Source organism: Rhodanobacter terrae (assembly GCF_042657005.1).
In the GTDB taxonomy this organism is placed as follows: Bacteria; Pseudomonadota; Gammaproteobacteria; order Xanthomonadales; family Rhodanobacteraceae; genus Rhodanobacter; species Rhodanobacter terrae.
In genome coordinates, this window is sequence record NZ_JBHSNG010000010.1 from 54,032 (window position 1) to 72,022 (window position 17,991).

Below are 17,991 nucleotides of genomic sequence, written 5' to 3' on the forward strand. Positions count from 1 at the left end.
AAGCCATGCCTCTGAAAGTCGTCAGTGCCGACATCACCAGCTTGCGGATGGATGCGATCGTCAACGCAGCCAACCCTGGCCTGCTCGGCGGCGGCGGCGTGGACGGCGCGATCCACCGCGCTGCCGGACCGGCCTTGCTGCAGGCCTGCCGCACGCTGCCGGAATCCGCACCGGGCGTGCGCTGCCCGGTCGGCGGGGCGCGCATCACGCCCGGGTTTCTGTTGCCCGCACGCTATGTGATTCACACGGTGGGGCCGGTCTGGCACGGCGGGCACCAGGATGAAGCGCTGCTGCTGGAACGCTGCTATCGCAATGCGTTGGGGCTGCTGCGCGGGCAACGGCTACGCACGATCGCGTTTCCCGCCATCAGCTGCGGCGTCTACGGCTATCCTGCTGCGCAGGCAGCCGACGTGGCGATCGCCACGCTGCGCGACGAACTGGCCGGCGACGACGCGATCGATGTCACCTTGTGTTGTTTCAGCGATGGCATGCGCGCGATTTTCCAGCACGCACTCAATGCAGCTTGAACGGATACAACGGCGGCAGCGCCGAGCCGTCACCGCCCGCGTCGGCAACACGCCAGACGAATCCGCGCTTGAACGCCTCCGCCAGCTTTGGCCCGTCGCCGGGCATCGGCGTGCCGGCGTAGTGCCGTCGCTGCAAGGCCGCGATCGCGGCGCGCTGCGATGCATCGTCCAGCGCCGCCGCCAATTCGCTCAGATGCTGGATCGCCGGCCGCTCGGCGCGCGCCCACGCCAGAAGGCTGCGCGCCTGTGCCGCCGCATCGTTGCCGCGCGCCGCGGCCAGGAAGACCAGCTGGCATTGACGTGATGATGTTTGCGTCGGTGCCGAAGTGCTCACCGGCGACGTGCGGCGACGGCGCCAGAGCCACCAGGCCAGCAAGCTGCACAGCCACAGGCCGAGGCTGCCCAATGCGATCCAGCGCCATGGCGTGGGTGCTGCCGCCGTGGCCGCCGCAGCGACGCTGGCGCCGCTGCTGGATGCGGCGGACGGAACCGACGGCTGCGCGGCCGTCGCGCCGACCGCCGGCAACACCGTCACGCTGTGCGCGGGAATCTGTGCGACTTCCATGCGGTCGGTCAGCACGTTCCACCACTGCAAGGTAGTCGCCGGTATGGTCAGCGTGCCGGGGCGTTCGGGCACGATCGCAAACGACTGCTGGCGCCGCCCGACCAGCCACGGGCCATCCTGCCGGGTGCCGGTGACCGGTTTGTCCGGATACACCTTGGCACCATCCAGCGCAGGCAGACTCAGCGCCGGCAGCGCCTCGAACGGCAAACCGGTCGCCTGCAGGTTCATGGTGAGGTTGAGCGGCTGGCCTACCCGAACCTGCTCCTGCGCGCCCGGCCAGCCATCCAGCGTCAGGCTGAGCTGGCGCGCCGGCAGCCATGCGCTCTTCCAGTCGCCGGGCGCCGCCTGCACGTCGATCGACACGGCCGGTGCACTGGCCGAGATCGGCGTGCTGGAGCCGAAGAAGCTGTTCGGATCGTTCGGATCGATCGCTTCGCCCTGGAAGCTGGCAGCGGGAATCTCCAGCTTCCCGGCGTGTTGCGGGATAAGCGCATAGCGCCGCTCCAGCACGTGATAGCTGCGGCCGCTGCGCTCGGCGTCGTAATTCAGATCGTCGCCGAGCTGGCTCACCTCCACACCGTCGAGCTGCGGCGCATTCAACGCACCGTTGCTGATGTTGGTGGCATAGAACAGGCGTACCACGTAACTCAGCTGCTGGCCGACGTAGCCGTGCGTGGGCTCGACCTGCGCTTCCATGAAGACGTTCCGGTCGGCGGCCGCCGCCTGGCTCGGGTTCGGCGCGCTCACCTGCAGTTGCAGCGGTTGCGTCTGGCTGCCGCCCACGCTCAGCGAGGGGATCTGCAGCGTGCCCACATGCTTCGGGCGCAAGGCCACGCCGAAGGTCAGGGTCGAGGTGGCCGCCCCGTTGACGACACTGAGGCTGCTGTTCTGCGAGGTGCCGAGGATGCTGAAGTCCTGGTTCAGCGCACTCAGGTCGGGCATGCCGACGCCGCCGTTCGCATTCGCCACGCGCAGGTTCAGCGTCACGGTTTCGCCCAGCTGCACGTTGTTGCGATCCAGTGTGGCCTGCACATCGCTCGCGTGCGCCAGTGCCGGAACCAGCAGCAGCGCCAGCAACCATCCCACAAGGAGTCGTCGAAACATCACGGTTGTTGATCCTCGCCCGGTGCGCCGCCATGGCGCTGTTGATATTCCAGTTCGAACTTGCGTCGCAACAGCGCGCCCGGGTCATCCGGCACGCGTTGCAATGCGTTTTGCAGGTCCGCCGGCCATTTCGATTCCGGGTCGTCCTTCGTCAACGTGCCGAGCTGATGGGGCTGCGTCTTGTCTCCCGGATGGGCCAGCGCCTGGTCCATCTGCTGCTTCAGCGCCTGCTGCGCCTGTTCCGCTTTCGCCTGCTGCTCGGCATGTTGCTGCGCCGTCTGCGGTTTCGGTTGATCGCCGCCTTGCTCCTTTCCTGAGCGATCCTGCCCCGATGAATTCCGGCTGGACTGATCCTGTGGCTGCGTCTTGCCATCCTGGCCCGGCTGCCCGGACGGCTTGGCGCTGTCCTGGCCGGATTTCCGATCCTGCGAATCCGGCTTGCCGCCCTTGCCCTGCTCACCGGCCGAGGATTGTCCTTGGCCGCCGTTGTGGCCCTCGTGCTGTTTCTGGTCCGACGGCTGCTTCTGTTGCTGCTGGCGCAGCCAGTCCTCGACTGCCTTGCGATTGGCCTTGGCATCGGCATTGGCAGGATTGAGTTTCAAGGCGTGATCGTAAGCCGCGATCGCCTGCCGATACCGGCCCTGCCGCGCGAGCGTATTGCCCAGGTTGTACGCCGCATCGCCACCGGATGCCTGCTGCAGCGCCTGAGCCGCGGCGGCATAGTCGCCCGCGCGATACGCCGCGGCGCCGCGCCAGGCCGGATCGCGCGCCAGCTGTTGGGCCTGCTTCGCCCGACCCTGCCGCAATGCCTGCGCTGCCTGCTGGTCGGGACGCTGCCACAGATCGTGCCAGGTCGTCGCTTCGGCCGTGGCCGGCAGCAGCGGCAGCACGACCAGCGGCAGCAACAACAGCCAGCCGCGACGGAAGGCCAGCGCCACGATCAGCAGCAACGGCAGCAACAGCCACGGACCACGATCCTGCCATTCGTCGCCCGCGTGGCCAGTCGCCGCCGTGACGGGTGCATCACGCAGCTGAGCATGCAGCACGTCGATATCGTGGTGATCGGCCGTCATCGCCACATAGCTGCCGCCGCCGGCCGCCGCCAGCGCAGAGAGTGCGGCATCGTCGCGACGGGCCAACGCCATGCTGCCTTGCGCGTCGTGCAGGAAACCGCCATCGGACAACGGCACCGGCCCGCCCTGCGGCGTGCCCACGCCGAGCACCGACACGTGTACGCCCGCGGCATCGGCCTTGCGCGCGGCCACATCGGCGGCGGCATCGGCCTGGTCGGTGATCAGCACCAGCGAACCGCCGCCGGCCCCGGCATCGTGGATCAGCGCCGCGCCGCGTTCGATCGCCAGTGCGGCGTTGTCGCCGTCCACCGGCATCGTGTCTGGCGACAGCGCATCGAGCAGGTCGTTGAGACTGTTCGCATCGGACGTCAGCGGTGCCACCACGAAGGCCTCGCCGGCATAACCGACCAGCGCGTTCAGTCCGTCGTGGTTGCTGGCCAGCAGATCGCGCACCTTGTAGCGCGCCCGGTCCAGCCGGCTCGGCGCCACGTCGCGCGCCAGCATGTGCTGCGACAGCGAGATGGCCACCACCTGTGCGGGCCGGCTCGCGTACAGCGGCTGGGTGATGCGGTTCCAGGCCGGCCCGGCCAGCGCCAGTGAGCACAATGTCCAACCCAGCGCGAACAGCCATAGCGGCAGCCGGCGGTTGCCGGCCCGGCCACGCAGCAGATGCGGCAGCAACTCGGCATCGACCAATCGCGACAATTCTCCTTGTGTCGCGTTGCGCCGCAAGCCCAGCCAGGCCGGCAGAGGCAACAGGGCCAGTGCGATCAGCCACCACGGCTGCAGGAAATGAAACTGCTGCAGCATCGCGCTCATGCGGCTCGCTCCGGCCCACGGCCGAACCGGCGCGGCACGACCGCCATCAAGAGCAATACGATCGCCGCCAGCAACGGCCAGCGGAACAGTTCATGTCGCGGACGCAAAGTCGGCCCGTGTTGCGGCATCGGTTCCAGCGCATCGATGGCGCGGTAGGCGTCGGCCAGTTCGCCGCTGTCGGTCGCGCGGAAGAAGCGCCCGCCGGTCTCCGCGGCGATGCTGGTGAGCATGTTCGCATCCAGGTCGGCCGAGGGATTGACCAGCTGGCTGCCGAAAAATCCCGGTATGCGCATCTGCGTGGCGCCGATGCCTATCGTGTAGATGCGTACGCCGGCCGCCTTGGCCGCGCGCGCCGCCTCGCGCGGCGCGATGCTGCCCGCGTTGTTGAAGCCATCGGTGAGCAGCACCAGCACACGCGCCTGTTCGGGCAGTGCCGACAGCCGCTTCACCGCCACCGCGATCGCATCGCCGATCGCCGTCTCGGTGCCGGCCAGGCCCACCGCCGCGCCCTGCAATTGCGCGCGCACGGCCGACAGGTCGTAGGTCAGCGGCGTCACCAGGAATGCCTGGCTGCCGAACAGGATCAAGCCCATTTCGTCGCCGCTGCGGCGGTTGATGAAGTCGCCGGCAATCGCCTCGACCGCACCGAAACGACTGACCGGCTGTCCGGCCAGTTGCATGTCGTCGGTGCGCATGCTGCCGGACAAGTCCACCGCAAGCATCAGTGCGCGACCGCTGCGCTGTTGCGCCTGCGGTGGCCCCACCGCTTGCGGCCGCGCCGCCGCCGCCAGCAGGCACAACCACGCGAGCACCAGCAGCCACGACACGATGCCATGCGCACGGGTACCGGCCACCGCAGTCAATTGCACACCCGGCTGCGGCAGATACAATGCCTGCCCCGGCGCGGCCGGCCGCAGCCAGCGGCGCAGCAGCCACGGCAACGGCAACAGCACGACAACCCACGGCCACTCAAACTCAGGCATGTGCATGCTCCGGCGCGGTCCGCTTCCATGCCGCGGGGTTCAGGGCCAGTCGCAGCCATTGCCGCGCTGCGATAACCGCTGCGGCGTGGTCGAACGACGAAGACGGCCGATAGATCTGCTGATCCAGCGCCAGCAGCCGGTCCAGCGTGGCCGCATCGACCGGCATCCGTGCCAGCGTTTGTCGCCAGGCTTCGCCGCGCTGCTGCGCGGCCAGCGCATCATGCTTCCGTGCCACGCGGCGCAGCAGCTGATGCAGCCCACTCGCCAGTGCGGACTGATCGCCATCGCGCTGATGCTGTATCACGAGCCGATCGAGTTCGAGCAGCACCTGCCGCCGTTGATGCTGCGCGCGTCGATGCTTTCGCCACAACCAGCTCGCGGCCAGCCCCGCCAGCAACAGCAAGCCCGCCAGCACCCACCAGCCCGGCGCGGGCGGCCACCACGACGGCTCGGGCGGCAGATGGATGTCGCGCAGGCTGGGGCCCGGCGCCGGCGTGGCCGCGGACTGAGCAGGCGGCGCCATCATCGTGCCGGCCTCACGTGGCCGAACAAGCCGGTGGCCGCATCGAACGGATCAGCCGTGGTGTCGATGCTGCTGCAACGCAGGCCCAGCGATCTGGCCAGTTCACCGAGCCGCGCGGGTCCGGCGCCCAGTGCACGCTGAAATTCACGCCGCTGGCGTTCGGACTGCAACAGCACTTCGCTGCGCTCTCCGGCGTGTTCCAGCGGGTAGCGCCCCGCCGGCGCCAGCGCCAGCTCCAGTGCGTCGGCCACCACCAGCACGCTGACGCCCGCGTGCCGGGTCAGATCGAGCAGGCGCTGGCGGGCCGAGGTGTCGCAGCTGAAACCGTCGCTGATCAGCAACACGCGGCTGGCGCCATGCAACACGCGCGATGCGCGGGTCAATGCGTCGGACAGCGGCTCGTGCTTGTCCGACGGCGGCGGCGAAGCGTCCCACTCGGCCAGCGCGCCGCACAGCGCCAGTGCGCCGCGCGGACCTCCCTGCGGACGCAACAGGTGGTCGGCGTGACCGAACGCCATCATCCCGACCCGCTCGCCCGCACGCACCGCGTACCACGCGGCGGCGGCGGCTGCCCGCGCCGCCTGCACCGACTTGAACCGCACCCGGGTGCCGAAACGCATGCTGGCGTGGGTATCCAGCAGGATCAGCAGGCATCCTTCGCGGTCCTCCTGAAACAGTTTGGTGTGCAGCTTGCCGCTGCGCGCGGTGAGCCGCCAGTCCAGCCGGCGCACGTCGTCGCCGGCCTGGTAAACCCGGGATTCCGCGTAGTCCATGCCACGGCCGTATAGACGGCTGGACTGCTGCCCGCTGCGGGCGGCGCGGCTGACCAGCGGCGCCATGCGCACGCGGCCGACCCGGCCGCGCAGCGCGATCAGTTCGGCCAACGAGACCTGGCTGCGGCCATCGCCGTCCACACGATGTTGCACGACGACGTTCACGGCAGCGGCACGAGATCCAGCAGGCGGTCGATCACCTGATCCGGTCGCACGCCTTCGGCTTCCGCCTCGTAACTGAGCAGCACCCGATGGCGCAGCACTTCATGAGCAATGCCGTGTACGTCCTCGGGTAGCACATAATCGCGTCCGGCCAGCCATGCCTGCGCACGCGAGCAGCGATCCAGCGCGATGGTCGCGCGCGGACTGCCGCCCCAGGCGATCCAGCGCTTCAGCTCGGCGCCGTAGCGACCGGCATCGCGCGTGGCCAGCACCAGCTGGGTCAGATACTCCTCCAGTGCCGGCGCCATGTGCACCGCCATCGCCGCATCGCGTGCGGCGAATACGTCGACCTGACTGAGCAAGGCCGATGGCGGCGCCACCGGATGCGCGCGTCGACTGGCCTGCTCGCGCGCCAGCTTGAGGATGGCCAGTTCGGCGATCGCATCCGGGTAGCCGATCGTCACGTGCATCAGGAAACGATCGAGCTGGGCTTCCGGCAACGTGAAGGTGCCTTCCTGCTCGATCGGATTTTGCGTCGCCATCACCATGAACAGTTCGGGCAGCTGCCAGGTGCTGCGGCCCACCGTGATCTGCTGCTCGGCCATGGCCTCCAGCAACGCCGACTGCACCTTGGCCGGCGCGCGATTGATCTCGTCGGCCAGCACGATGTTGTGGAACAGCGGACCGCGCTCGAATTCGAAACTGCCCGACTGCGGGCGAAACACGTCGGTGCCGGTGAGGTCGGCCGGCAACAGGTCCGGAGTGAACTGCACCCGGTGGAAATCCGCCTCGATCCGTGCCGCCAACGCCTTCACCGCGGTGGTCTTGGCCAGTCCGGGCGCTCCCTCGACCAGCAGATGGCCGTCCGCCAGCAAGGCCACCAGCAGACAGTCGATCAGGCGAGGTTGGCCGATGATGCAGCGCTGCAAATCGTCGCGCAGCCGCGCGAAGGACTGCTGCAGGGGGCTCAGCGACGGTGTTTCGGGCATATCCATGATCGGGTTCCGTTCTCGAGGTGCGACGCGGCTGATTCACCGCGCTGCCATGCGCGGGTGGATCGGGCGGCGTGCTACAGACCATAACCGGCGCCGGAAGTTTAATCGGCCGGCCTTGCCGTACGAGCCGCGAAAAAAAAGAGGCGGCCGAAGCCGCCTCTTTCAATCGCGGTGCACGGCAGCTTATTGCAACGTATCGCTGAGGATGCGCGGCGTCACGAAAATCAGCAGCTCGGCCTTGGTATTGGAGCGGCTGGTGTTGCGGAACAGGATGCCGATGCCCGGAATATCGCCCAGGCCGGGCACCTTGCTGATCGTATTGGACTTGTTGATTTCGTAGATGCCGCCCAGCACGACGGTCTGACCGTTGTCCACCAGCACCGACGTGTTGATCTCGCGGGTATCGATGGTCGGGATCTTGCCGCTGCCAGGGGCGTCCACATAACCGGCCAGCGCATCCTTCTTGACGTTGATCATCAGGTAGACGCGGTTGTCGGCGGTGATCGTCGGAGTCACCTTCAACTCCAGCACGGCATCCTTGAATTGCACCGTGGCAGTGCCGCTGCCCGCGCCGCCGCCGGCGCTGTTCTGGAACGTGACGTAGCCGATTTCCTGGCCCTGGCGGATCACCGCTTCCTGCTGATTGGCGGTGATCACGCGCGGACTGGAGATCACTTCGCCGCGACCCTCGGTCTGCGCGGCGGAAAGCTCCAGGTCGAGCGCGTAGTTGGCGCCGAGGATGGCCAGGCCGAAGGTGCTGGTCGCCCCTGTGGCCGGCAAGTTGACGTTCAAACCGCCCGATGTGACGTTGCCTCCGCCGAGACCGGCGGTCAACGCCGGCGTTGCCGTGGCGGCATTCTGGAACTGCGTGTTGTTCACCTTGCCGTTGATGCCGAACTTGGCGCCCAGGTCACGCGTGAAGTCGTCGGTGGCAACCACGATGCGCGACTCGATCAGCACCTGCTGCACCGGCTTGTCCAGCACCGCGATCACGTCGCGAATCTGCTTGATCTTTTCCGGCGTGTCGTTGAGCAGCAGCGTATTGGTGCGCACGTCGAAGGACACGCTGCCGCGCGGCGACAGGAAGCCGCGCTGGGTATTGGCACCGCCACTGCCGCCACCGCCCTGCAGGCTCCCGCTGGTCAGCAGCTTGGCGATATCCGCCGCCTTGCCGTAGCTGATCGGCACGTAGTCGGTGACCAGCTCGGCGGTGTCCTGCGCCTTCAGCTTGGCGTCGGCCAGATCCTGCTCGTACTTGGCCAGCTCGGCCTGCGGCGCAACCCAGACCACGTTGCCGTTGCGGCGCTTGTCCAGGCTCTTCGCGCGCAGGATCACGTCCAGCGCCTGATCCCATGGCACATTGACCAACCGCAGGGTGACGCTGCCGCCGACGCTGTCCGATGCCACCAGATTGAGTCCGGAAATATCGGCGATCAGCTGCAGTGCCGAACGTACCGGGATGTCCTGGAAATTGAAGGTGACGCGCTTGCCGCTATAGCTCGGCTCCTGACCCAGCCTGGCCAGCTTTTCATCCTTGGCTGCGGCTTTCTTCGGCGCCACTTCGACCACGTACTGGTCGGCGGTCTGATAGGCCGAGGTCTCGACATCGCCCTTGACCGCGATCTCCAGGCGGGCACCGCCGCCCGTGCCGGCGCGCGTGACGATGGATTGCACCGGCGTGGCGAAATCCAGCGTATCCAGGCGCTGGGCGAGATTGGGCGGCAGATTCGCGTGATCGATGTTGACCAGCACCATGTCGCCCTTGCGGGTCATCTCGGCATTCGCGCCGGCACCGCTGAAGCTGACCAGCACGCGGCCCTCGCCGTTCGGGCCGCGGCGGAAATCGATATTGGAGATCGCCGGGCCGTTCGACGAAGACGGCAGCGCCTTGGTCGGATCGATGGTGGAAGCCGTGGTCACCGACTGATCCGTGCCGCCGTTGTTGACGGTAAGTACCAGGCTGTTGCCTTCGACCCGCGAGCGGTAGCTCGATTCGCGCATCAACTCGACCACGACGCGGGTACGCCCGCCGGCGGCTACCGCGGATACGCCGGAAGTCGAGCCCTTGCCGATATCGAGATGCCGCGCGGCAGCATTGTCGGTGTCGGCGAAGTCGACCGCGATCCGCGGCGGATTGCCGGTGGTGAATATCTTCGGTTGCGGCACCGGTCCGTTGAAGTCCATATGCAGCTCGACGCTGCCGCCAGGCAGTGCGTCGTAGCTAATGTTCTTCAGCGTGGTGGTCGCTGCCATCGCTGCGCCGGCCCAGGTGGCGCCGGCGACCAGCAGGCCCATCAACGTGTAACGGATCGCATGGCGCATGACACGGCCCCGGACGGATTGGATTTGGTTGGTCATTGCATCAGCCCCTGTATTTCCTATTTCGCGTCGAGCGCGATGCTGGCGGGACGTTCCATCCAGCCACCATTACCGTTGGATATCAGCTCGACCAGGTCGATATGGTCTTCGCTGATCGCGGTGACATGCCCGTAGTTCTGCCCCATGTATTCGTTGACATGGACGCGATGGATCACGCCACCCGGGTCTTTGATCAACACCTCCATGTTCGCGCCGACGCCGACCGTGCCGACCATCTTGAGGCTGTCCAGTGCGAACATCTCCAGGGGTTGCTTGGCGCGATTGGCGTCCGGCCGCGGACCACTGGTCGCGGTATTGGTCTGCAGCTCGGCCGTACTCGGACTGAAGGGATCGCGTCGATCCTGATCGTCGTACTTGAACGTCTCGAAGGTCTTGATCACCGGCAGCGCCTGGATCGGCGCGCCCTTCTTGGCCTTTTCCTGCGCAACCCAGTCGCGCAGGTCCGACATACCCCGGGTACAACCGCCAAGCACCAGTGCGACACCCAGCATCAGCAGGATCCGCGCCATGGATGCCGGTTTGACGGGAGCAAACTTGTTCATCATTTCGCTCCCCTCGCCTTGCCTTTGCCACCGGCTGTTGCCGCTGCGCTTTCTTCTTCGTCCAGGTAGCGGTAAGTCTTCACGGTGCCCTGCAGCACGAGTTGCCCGCTCGCAGTGCCGTTCTTGCTTGGCGTTTTTGGAGTCAGCGAGACGTCGTGCAAGGTCAGGATCACCACCCGCGGCAGCGAAGCCACGCCGCTGATGAAGGTACCGAACTGGTGATACGTACCGGTCATGCGCAGCGTGATCGGCTTCTCCGCGTAGAAATCCTTCGGAGTTTCCGGACCCGGCTGAAACAGGTCGCTTTCCAGTCCCGCCGACTGCGCGGTCTGCGAAATGTCGACCAGCAACTCGGGCATCTCGGTCTTGCTGGGCAGCTGGCGCAGCAGCTGGCGCAGCATGTCCTGCATCTCGTCGAGCTGCTGTTGCAGCGCTTCCAGATTGACCGACTTGGCCTGCTTGGTCGAGAACTCCTGCTTGAGCTGGTCCTCTTTGCCGGCCAGCGTCGTCAAGGTGTCCTGCTGGCCGCTGACAAAGAAATACCAGCCGATCAGCAGTACCACGGCGCACAGCAGCCCGGTGAAAAACACCTTGACCGACTGCGGCCAGCCGCCGACGTTGTTGCGGTCGAGGTTGCGGATATCGTCGAGGAACTTCATGGCTTGGTTCCTACCGTGGCAGCTGACGCACTTACCGGCTTGCCTCCCGGCGCGGCCCGTTTCGCTGCTGCATCGGCGGGCTTCGCGGGTACGGCGGTCATTGCCTTGGCGGCGCTGGCGGACGTTGCGGAGGCAGCCCCTGCCGGCGGCGCGCTGGAACCGGTACCGGCGGGCAGCACCGGCACCTTGCCGGCGTCGGCCTCGTCCGCCGTCTTGGGTCGGCTCAGCGTCACGTCCAGCCCGAAGGTGTACGGCATGCGGGTGGCATCATGGGTGTTTTCAGTCTTGCGCAGGTCGGTATGACCCATCCACGGCGAGCTTTCGACATTGCGCATGTATTCGGCGACGCTGGCGTTGGACTGCGCCACGCCATCGAGCGACATGGACTGCCCGTTCTGTTTCAGCCCGGTCAGGCGCGCGCTGGAAGGAATCGTCTTCACCAGTTCGTCGAACAGGTGCACCATCTGCGAGCGGTCCGCCTGCAATTGCTCGATGATCTGCTTGCGCGCCAGCAGATGCTCACGCACTTTTTCTAGGTCCTTGATCTTGGCGATGCGCACGTCGAGTTGCTTGATTTCGGTCTGCAGATACGCGTTGCGCTCGTTCTGGTTGTCGATGCGCTGATCCATCCAGAATATCCACAGCAGCAGCACGCCCAGCGCCACCACGAAGGCGGCGACCAGCTGCATGTAGAACTCTCGCTCGCGTTGCTTGCGCCGTTCGGCGCGCCACGGAAGTAGGTTGACGTGTGCCATCAGTCGAAGCTCCTCAGGGCGAGGCCGACCGCGATCATCAGGGCCGGAGCATCCTGCGCCAGCGACTGCGCCTGCACCCGCGGCGACAACGACATGCGGGCCAGCGGATTGGCGACGACACAGGGCACCCCGAGCTGTTCTTCCAGCATCGGGCCCAATCCTTCGATCGAGGCGCAACCACCGGCCAGCACCACCTGATCGACCTTGCTGTATTCGCTACCGGCAAAGAAGAACTGCAGCAGCCGGCTGATCTGCTGGATCAGCGATTCCTTGAACGGCTCCAGCGCCTCGGTCTCGTAGGACTCGGGCAGGCCGCCTTTGCGCTTGGCGCGGCCGGCTTCCTCATAGGAAAGCCCGAAGCGGCGCATGATTTCATCGGTCAATTGCTTGCCGCCGAAAACCTGCTCGCGCGAATAGATGGTGCGCTGATTGCGCAGCACCGACAGGGTGGTCATGGTGGCGCCGATGTCGACCACGGCGACCAGCGCATCGCGGCTGACGTTGAGCTGGTCGGCGACCATCGCGAACGCGTTCTCCATCGCGAAGGCCTCGACGTCGATCACGCTGGCGGTGATGCCGCCCAGATCCAGCGCCGCCACGCGCATGTCGACGTTCTCGGTACGCGAAGCCGCCAGCAGCACGTTATTCATGTCGGGGTTGTCACGTACCGGACCGATCACCTCGTAGTCGAGGCTGACTTCGTCGATCGGGTAGGGAATGTACTGGTTCGCCTCGACCTGGATCTGGCCTTCCAAGTCGTCGTCGGAAAGATCGCCGGTCATCGGAATGATGCGGGTGATCACGGCCGATCCGGCCACCGCCGCGGCTCCGTGCTTGAGCTTGGAGCCGGAACGCGCCAGCGCGCGGCGGATCGCCTCGCCCACCGCCTCGACCTCGACGATGTTCTTTTCGACCACGGCATTGGGTGGCAGCGGCTCGACCGCGTAATGCTCGACGCGATAGCGGCCGCCCACTTGGCTTAGCTGCAGCAGCTTGACGGCAGTCGAACTGATGTCGACACCAATCAGCGCCGGCTTCTTGGGTGTAAAGAGCCCCACGGTGTTTCCCCCTTGCCGCTGACGCCCGTAGCCAGAATCCTGGCGGGGTGCGCAATGGCATTAAATCGAAAAATTAATGTAATGGCAACGGTCTACAGGAACTTTCTCAAGTAATTGACGTGATGTCCAACACAATTGCGGAATCACCTCAAGTGGCGCGACCCTTGCTTTGGCCAACCCTGCCGCATGTGCCGAATACTGCTACATCTATACTCTGCCATGTTTTGACTCAGGTCTCGCTATCCCCACACCATGCGAATTTTCAAGCGTTTGTTGCGCTGGGCATTGATCCTGGCCTTTTCCGGTTTGCTCCTGGCAGTTGTCGCAGTTAGCGTGGCGTACTGGCTGATGGCCCCCAGACTCCCCTCGGTGGCGGACCTGAAGGACTACCACATGCAGGTGCCGCTGCGCGTCCTGAGCGCCGACGGCAAGCTGATCGCCAGCTTCGGCGAGACGCGGCGCATTCCGGTGGCCATCGAGAACGTGCCGGACCGGCTCAAGCACGCGGTGCTGTCGGCCGAGGACGCGGATTTCTACCACCATCCCGGGGTGGACTGGCGTGGCATCGCCCGCGCCGGCTGGCACGTCATAGCGACGGGCGGCGACAAGGGTCCCGGTGGCTCGACGATCACCCAGCAAGTGGCGCGCAACATTTTCCTGAGCCCGGAGAAGCTGTACTCGCGCAAGATCACCGAGATATTCATCGCGCTGCGCATCGAGCATGAACTCAGCAAGGATCAGATCCTCGAGCTGTATCTCAACAAGATGTTCCTCGGCCACCGCTCGTACGGCGTGGCCGCCGCGGCGGAGTATTACTACGGCAAGACGCTGGACCAGCTGACCGTGGCCGAATGCGCCATGATCGCCTCGACCTTCCAGTTGCCTTCGATGGTCAACCCGATCAACAACCCTAAGCGCGGGATCGCCCGCCGTAACTGGGTGCTGAGCGAAATGCTGCGGCACAACTACATCACCAAGGCGATGTACGAGCAGGCCATTGCCGAGCCGAACCGCGCCTATCCGCACGAACAGCCGATCGAAGTGGATGCGCCCTATCTGGCGGAGATGGTGCGACGGCAGGTACTCGACCGGTTCGGCAACGACGCGCTCACCGAAGGCTATGTGGTCAAGACCACGTTGCAGAGCAAGAACCAGCAGATGGCTGTGGAAGCCTTGCGCGACGGCCTGATCACCTACGATCACCGGCATGGCTGGCGCGGCCCGGAAGCCCATCAGGAACTGCCGGCGGATGCCAGGGCGGCGGATTACGACAACCTGCTGTCCAGCTACAACAATGTTTCCGGCTTGCTGCCCGGACTTGTCATCGCCAGCGATGCCAAACAGGCGACGATCTACCTGCCCAGCCACGAAAACGTGATCCTCGACCTGGCTGCGATGAGCTGGGCGCGCCCGCATGTCGGCGACGACCGCGTCGGCGCCGCGCCAACCAGCGTCAGCAGCGTGCTCAAGCGCGGCGACATCATCCGGCTTGCGCGCGACGAAAAGGGCGAGTGGCAGCTTGCGCAGATTCCGGCCGCGCAGGCGGCACTGACCTCGATCAATCCGGAAGACGGCGCGATCCAGGCGCTGGTCGGCGGCTTCAACTTCGTGCGCAGCAAGTTCAACCGCGCGGTGATGGCGGCACGCCAGCCCGGTTCGAGCTTCAAGCCGTACCTGTACTCGGCCGCCTTCGAGCGCGGCTTCACGCCTTCCTCGATCATCAACGACGCGCCACTGGCGCTGCCCGATCCGTCGAAGCCGAATGGCTTGTGGACGCCGTCCAACGACGACAACAAATTCGCCGGCCCGATGCGCCTGCGCGAAGCACTCGTGCAATCGAAGAACCTGGTTTCGGTGCGCCTGCTCGACGCGATCGGTGTGCGCTATGCGCGCGAGTACGCCACCCGCTTCGGCTTCTCGCTCGATGCGATCCCGGCCAACTTGTCGATGGCGCTGGGCACTGCGTCGGTGTCGCCGATGAGCATGGCCCGCGGCTATGCGGTGTTCGCCAATGGCGGCTACCTGGTCACGCCGTATTTCATCCACGAGATCGACGATCGCAGCGGCAAGCCCGTCTACGTGGCGAATCCCGCGCGCGCCTGCCGCAGCTGCCAGGAACGCTTGCTCGATTCGCGTCCGCCCGGCCCGCCGCCCGCCAATATGCTGTCGACGCCGGCCAACAACCTGACCGGCGCCAGCGCGCCGGCAAGCTCCGGCAGCGTCGACGGCATCGGCGAAGCCGTCCTGCCGGCCGACGTGCATGGCGACGACGCGCATCCGCCGGTACTCGCCCCGCTGGTGATCGAGGCGCGCAACGACTACCTGGTCACCTCGCTGATGAAGGACGTGATCCTGCGCGGCACCGGTTTCGCCGCCAAGGCGCTGGGTCGCGACGACCTCGCCGGCAAGACCGGCTCGACCAACGATCATCGCGACGCCTGGTTCGTCGGTTTCAACGGCGACCTTTCGACCGCGGTCTGGGTCGGTTTCGACGACTACACCTCGCTGGGCCAGGGCGAGTTTGGCGCCAAGGCGGCGCTTCCGATCTGGATGGATTACATGGGCGCGGCTCTGAAGGGCCTGCCGCCAAGCACGTTGCCGATGCCGCCGGGAATCAGTACGGTACTGATCAATCGCCAGAACGGGCTGCCTACCACCCCCGATGATCCGGACAGCATGAACGAAATCTTCAAGGTGGAAGATGTCGACCGGCTACGCAGTCAGGCCGCCCAGCAGAAGGAGCAGGATCAGCAGCACGCCTACGACATCTTCTGAACCAGCGAGGCGGTCCGGGCACTGCGGCCTCCACCCTCGCTGCCATCCACCGATCGATGAGGAGCGCGCCATGTCTCGAGGCGAACATCACCGCATCCACGCGCATGACCGGTTGCAGCGCAATCGCATGCGCATCGCCCAGGAAGCCGCACGCCTGATGAGCGAGCACGGCATCCGCGACTTTCACCATGCCAAGCTGAAGGCGGCCGAGCGACTGGGCATCCTCGAAACGCAGGCGTTGCCGCGCAATCTGGAGATCCAGCAGGCGCTGCGTGAACACCAGCGCCTGTTTCTCGCCGACAGCCAGCCGCAGTTGTTGCGGCAACGACGCGAGGCTGCGGTCGAGGCGATGCGCTTTCTCGCCGCGTTCGAGCCGCGCCTGGTCGGTGCCGTGCTGGAAGGCACCGCCGATGCGCACTCCGCGGTATGCCTGCATGTGTTCAGCGACGACCCCGACGCGGTCACGCTTTATCTGCACGATCACGGCGTACCGTTCGAGACGCAGACCCGTCGGCTGCGCAACAGCCGCGACGATCAGCCCGAGTATCCGGTCCTGCTGTTTGCCGCCGACGAGCTGCCGTTCGATCTCACCGTGCTGCCGCGAGACGCGCTGCGCCAGGCGCCGCTCAACCGGACCGACGATCGGCCGATGCGCCGCGCCACGCTGGCCCAGGTGGAAATCCTGCTAGACGAGAGCTCCGGCGAAGACTTCGATCAGCGACTGAGCGCCGCGTTGCGCTGAACCGGATCAGCCCGCCACCCCGTCGCAAAGGCAAACGCCCCGGTCCAGGGCGGGGCGTTTTGCTGTCGGACGCGTCGTGGTGCCGGGTCAGCGCTTGGCGGTCGGCACGTAGTCGCGCACGTCGGCGCCGGTATAGATCTGGCGCGGGCGACCGATCCGCGATCCGGGCGTTTCGTGCTGCTCGATCCAGTGCGCGATCCAGCCGGAGGTGCGTGCGATCGCGAACATCACGGTGAACATCTCGGTCGGAATGCCCAGCGCCTTGTAGATGATGCCGGAGTAGAAATCGACGTTCGGGTACAGCTTGCGCTCGACGAAGTAATCGTCCTTCAGCGCCGCCTCTTCCAGCTTCATCGCCACGTCGAGCAGCGGATCGTTGACACCCAGCTCGGCCAGCACCTTGTGGCACATCTCGCGGATGATCTTCGCGCGCGGATCGAAATTCTTGTACACGCGATGACCGAAGCCCATCAGGCGGAAGCTGTCGTTCTTGTCCTTGGCGCGCTTGACCGCGGTCTCGACCTTGTCCGGCGTACCGATTTCCTTGAGCTGCTTGAGCACGGCCTCGTTGGCGCCGCCATGCGCCGGGCCCCACAGAGCGGTGATGCCGGCGGCGATCGACGCGTACGGATTGGCGCCGGTCGATCCGACCAGGCGCACGGTCGAGGTAGACGCGTTCTGCTCGTGGTCGGCGTGCAGGATGAACAGCAGATCCAGCGCCCTGGCGGCGACAGGGTTCATCTGCAGCGGCTCGCTCGGCACCTCGAACATCATGTGCAGGAAGCGGTCGACGTACTCCAGGTTGTTGCGCGGATAGCGCATCGGCCAGCCGATCGAATAGCGGTAGCAGGCGGCGGCGATCGTCGGCATCTTGGCGATCAGGCGGATCGCGGCCAGCTTGCGGTCGGCCGGGTCATCCACGTTGAGGTCGTCGTGGTAGAACGCCGACAACGAGGCGACCGCCGCGGCAAGCATCGCCATCGGATGCGCGTCATGGTGGAAGCCATGGAAGAAGTTCTTCTGCGCCTCGTGCATCATCGTGTGATGCGTGATGTCGTGCTCGAAACCCTCGAACTGCGCCTTGTTCGGCAACTCGCCGTTGAGCAGCAGGTAGGACACCTCGAGGAAGCCGGACTTCTGCGCCAGCTGCTCGATCGGGTAGCCGCGATACAGCAGCACGCCCTGGTCGCCGTCGATATAGGTGATCGCGCTCTTGGTGCTGGCGGTGCTGCCGTAACCCGGGTCGTAGGTGAAGTGACCGGTGTCCTTGTACAGCGTGCCGATGTCGATGCATGCGGGGCCGAGCGTGCCGCTGATCAGCGGCAGCTCGCTGCTGCGGTTGCTCGACTCATCCACCAGCTTGACGATCTTGGATTCGGACACGGAAACCTCCTTACATGTGGGTCGTCGCCAGGCGGCGACCGCCATAACGGCGCCGCCCGGCGAGGGAATGTCTGGCACCGAACATTGGGGAAAGCAACATGCGATGCGACGGACGCCATGGCGTCAGCTCACCGCCCATTATCGCACAAGGCTCCATCCACATTCGATGGCGAA

At 65.9% G+C, this 17,991-nt stretch carries 15 protein-coding genes; 3 read left to right on the forward strand and 12 right to left on the reverse strand.

Annotation, left to right across the window (positions count from 1 at the left end):
* Positions 1-5 precede the first annotated feature (5 nt).
* Positions 6-527, forward strand: coding sequence for an O-acetyl-ADP-ribose deacetylase (locus ACFPPB_RS10900; protein ID WP_377326943.1), 522 nt, complete (start codon positions 6-8; stop codon positions 525-527).
* Here ACFPPB_RS10900 and ACFPPB_RS10905 read toward each other — a convergent pair.
* The 11 genes from ACFPPB_RS10905 to ACFPPB_RS10955 all read right to left on the reverse strand — a co-directional run bounded on the left by ACFPPB_RS10905 (position 514) and on the right by ACFPPB_RS10955 (position 12,917).
* A complete protein-coding gene (locus tag ACFPPB_RS10905; RefSeq protein WP_377326945.1) occupies positions 514-2,196 on the reverse strand; it encodes a BatD family protein in 1,683 nt (560 codons plus the stop codon). The genes ACFPPB_RS10900 and ACFPPB_RS10905 overlap by 14 nt on opposite strands.
* On the reverse strand, positions 2,196-4,088 hold the full coding sequence (locus ACFPPB_RS10910) for a VWA domain-containing protein (protein ID WP_377326947.1): 1,893 nt from the start codon (positions 4,086-4,088) through the stop codon (positions 2,196-2,198). The genes ACFPPB_RS10905 and ACFPPB_RS10910 overlap by 1 nt, the downstream gene beginning before the upstream one ends.
* Entirely contained in the window at positions 4,085-5,071 is a 987-nt protein-coding gene (locus ACFPPB_RS10915) for a VWA domain-containing protein (RefSeq protein WP_377326949.1), read from the reverse strand. The genes ACFPPB_RS10910 and ACFPPB_RS10915 overlap by 4 nt, the downstream gene beginning before the upstream one ends.
* Entirely contained in the window at positions 5,064-5,597 is a 534-nt protein-coding gene (locus ACFPPB_RS10920; protein ID WP_377326951.1) for a DUF4381 domain-containing protein, read from the reverse strand. Before ACFPPB_RS10920 ends, ACFPPB_RS10915 begins: the two co-directional genes overlap by 8 nt.
* Positions 5,594-6,532, reverse strand: a complete 939-nt coding sequence (locus ACFPPB_RS10925; protein ID WP_377326953.1) for a DUF58 domain-containing protein — start codon at positions 6,530-6,532, stop codon at positions 5,594-5,596. The genes ACFPPB_RS10920 and ACFPPB_RS10925 overlap by 4 nt, the downstream gene beginning before the upstream one ends.
* A complete protein-coding gene (locus tag ACFPPB_RS10930) occupies positions 6,529-7,524 on the reverse strand; it encodes an AAA family ATPase (RefSeq protein ID WP_377326955.1) in 996 nt (331 codons plus the stop codon). The genes ACFPPB_RS10925 and ACFPPB_RS10930 overlap by 4 nt, the downstream gene beginning before the upstream one ends.
* A gap of 183 nt (positions 7,525-7,707) precedes the next feature.
* Positions 7,708-9,846 carry a type IV pilus secretin PilQ gene (gene pilQ, locus ACFPPB_RS10935; protein ID WP_377326957.1) on the reverse strand — a complete coding sequence of 713 codons (2,139 nt, stop codon included), beginning with the start codon at positions 9,844-9,846 and terminating at the stop codon, positions 7,708-7,710.
* Positions 9,847-9,902: 56 nt separating this feature from the next.
* The gene (locus ACFPPB_RS10940) at positions 9,903-10,445 is read right to left on the reverse strand and encodes a pilus assembly protein PilP (RefSeq protein WP_377326958.1); all 543 of its coding nucleotides are present in this window, start codon (positions 10,443-10,445) and stop codon (positions 9,903-9,905) included.
* A complete protein-coding gene (locus ACFPPB_RS10945) occupies positions 10,445-11,104 on the reverse strand; it encodes a type IV pilus inner membrane component PilO (protein ID WP_377326959.1) in 660 nt (219 codons plus the stop codon). The genes ACFPPB_RS10940 and ACFPPB_RS10945 overlap by 1 nt, the downstream gene beginning before the upstream one ends.
* Positions 11,101-11,859: a PilN domain-containing protein gene (locus tag ACFPPB_RS10950; RefSeq protein ID WP_377326961.1), complete on the reverse strand. Its 759-nt coding sequence runs from the start codon at positions 11,857-11,859 to the stop codon at positions 11,101-11,103. Before ACFPPB_RS10950 ends, ACFPPB_RS10945 begins: the two co-directional genes overlap by 4 nt.
* Positions 11,859-12,917, reverse strand: coding sequence for a pilus assembly protein PilM (locus ACFPPB_RS10955; protein ID WP_377326963.1), 1,059 nt, complete (start codon positions 12,915-12,917; stop codon positions 11,859-11,861). The genes ACFPPB_RS10950 and ACFPPB_RS10955 overlap by 1 nt, the downstream gene beginning before the upstream one ends.
* 252 nt (positions 12,918-13,169) lie before the next feature.
* Here ACFPPB_RS10955 and ACFPPB_RS10960 point away from each other — a divergent pair, with 252 nt between their 5' ends.
* The gene (locus ACFPPB_RS10960) at positions 13,170-15,692 is read left to right on the forward strand and encodes a penicillin-binding protein 1A (protein WP_377326965.1); all 2,523 of its coding nucleotides are present in this window, start codon (positions 13,170-13,172) and stop codon (positions 15,690-15,692) included.
* Positions 15,693-15,762: 70 nt separating this feature from the next.
* A complete protein-coding gene (locus ACFPPB_RS10965) occupies positions 15,763-16,434 on the forward strand; it encodes a hypothetical protein (RefSeq protein ID WP_377326967.1) in 672 nt (223 codons plus the stop codon).
* Positions 16,435-16,521: 87 nt separating this feature from the next.
* Here the strand turns inward: ACFPPB_RS10965 and ACFPPB_RS10970 are convergent, their stop codons facing one another.
* Positions 16,522-17,817: a citrate synthase gene (locus tag ACFPPB_RS10970; RefSeq protein ID WP_377326969.1), complete on the reverse strand. Its 1,296-nt coding sequence runs from the start codon at positions 17,815-17,817 to the stop codon at positions 16,522-16,524.
* Between the last annotated feature and the right edge of the window lie 174 nt (positions 17,818-17,991).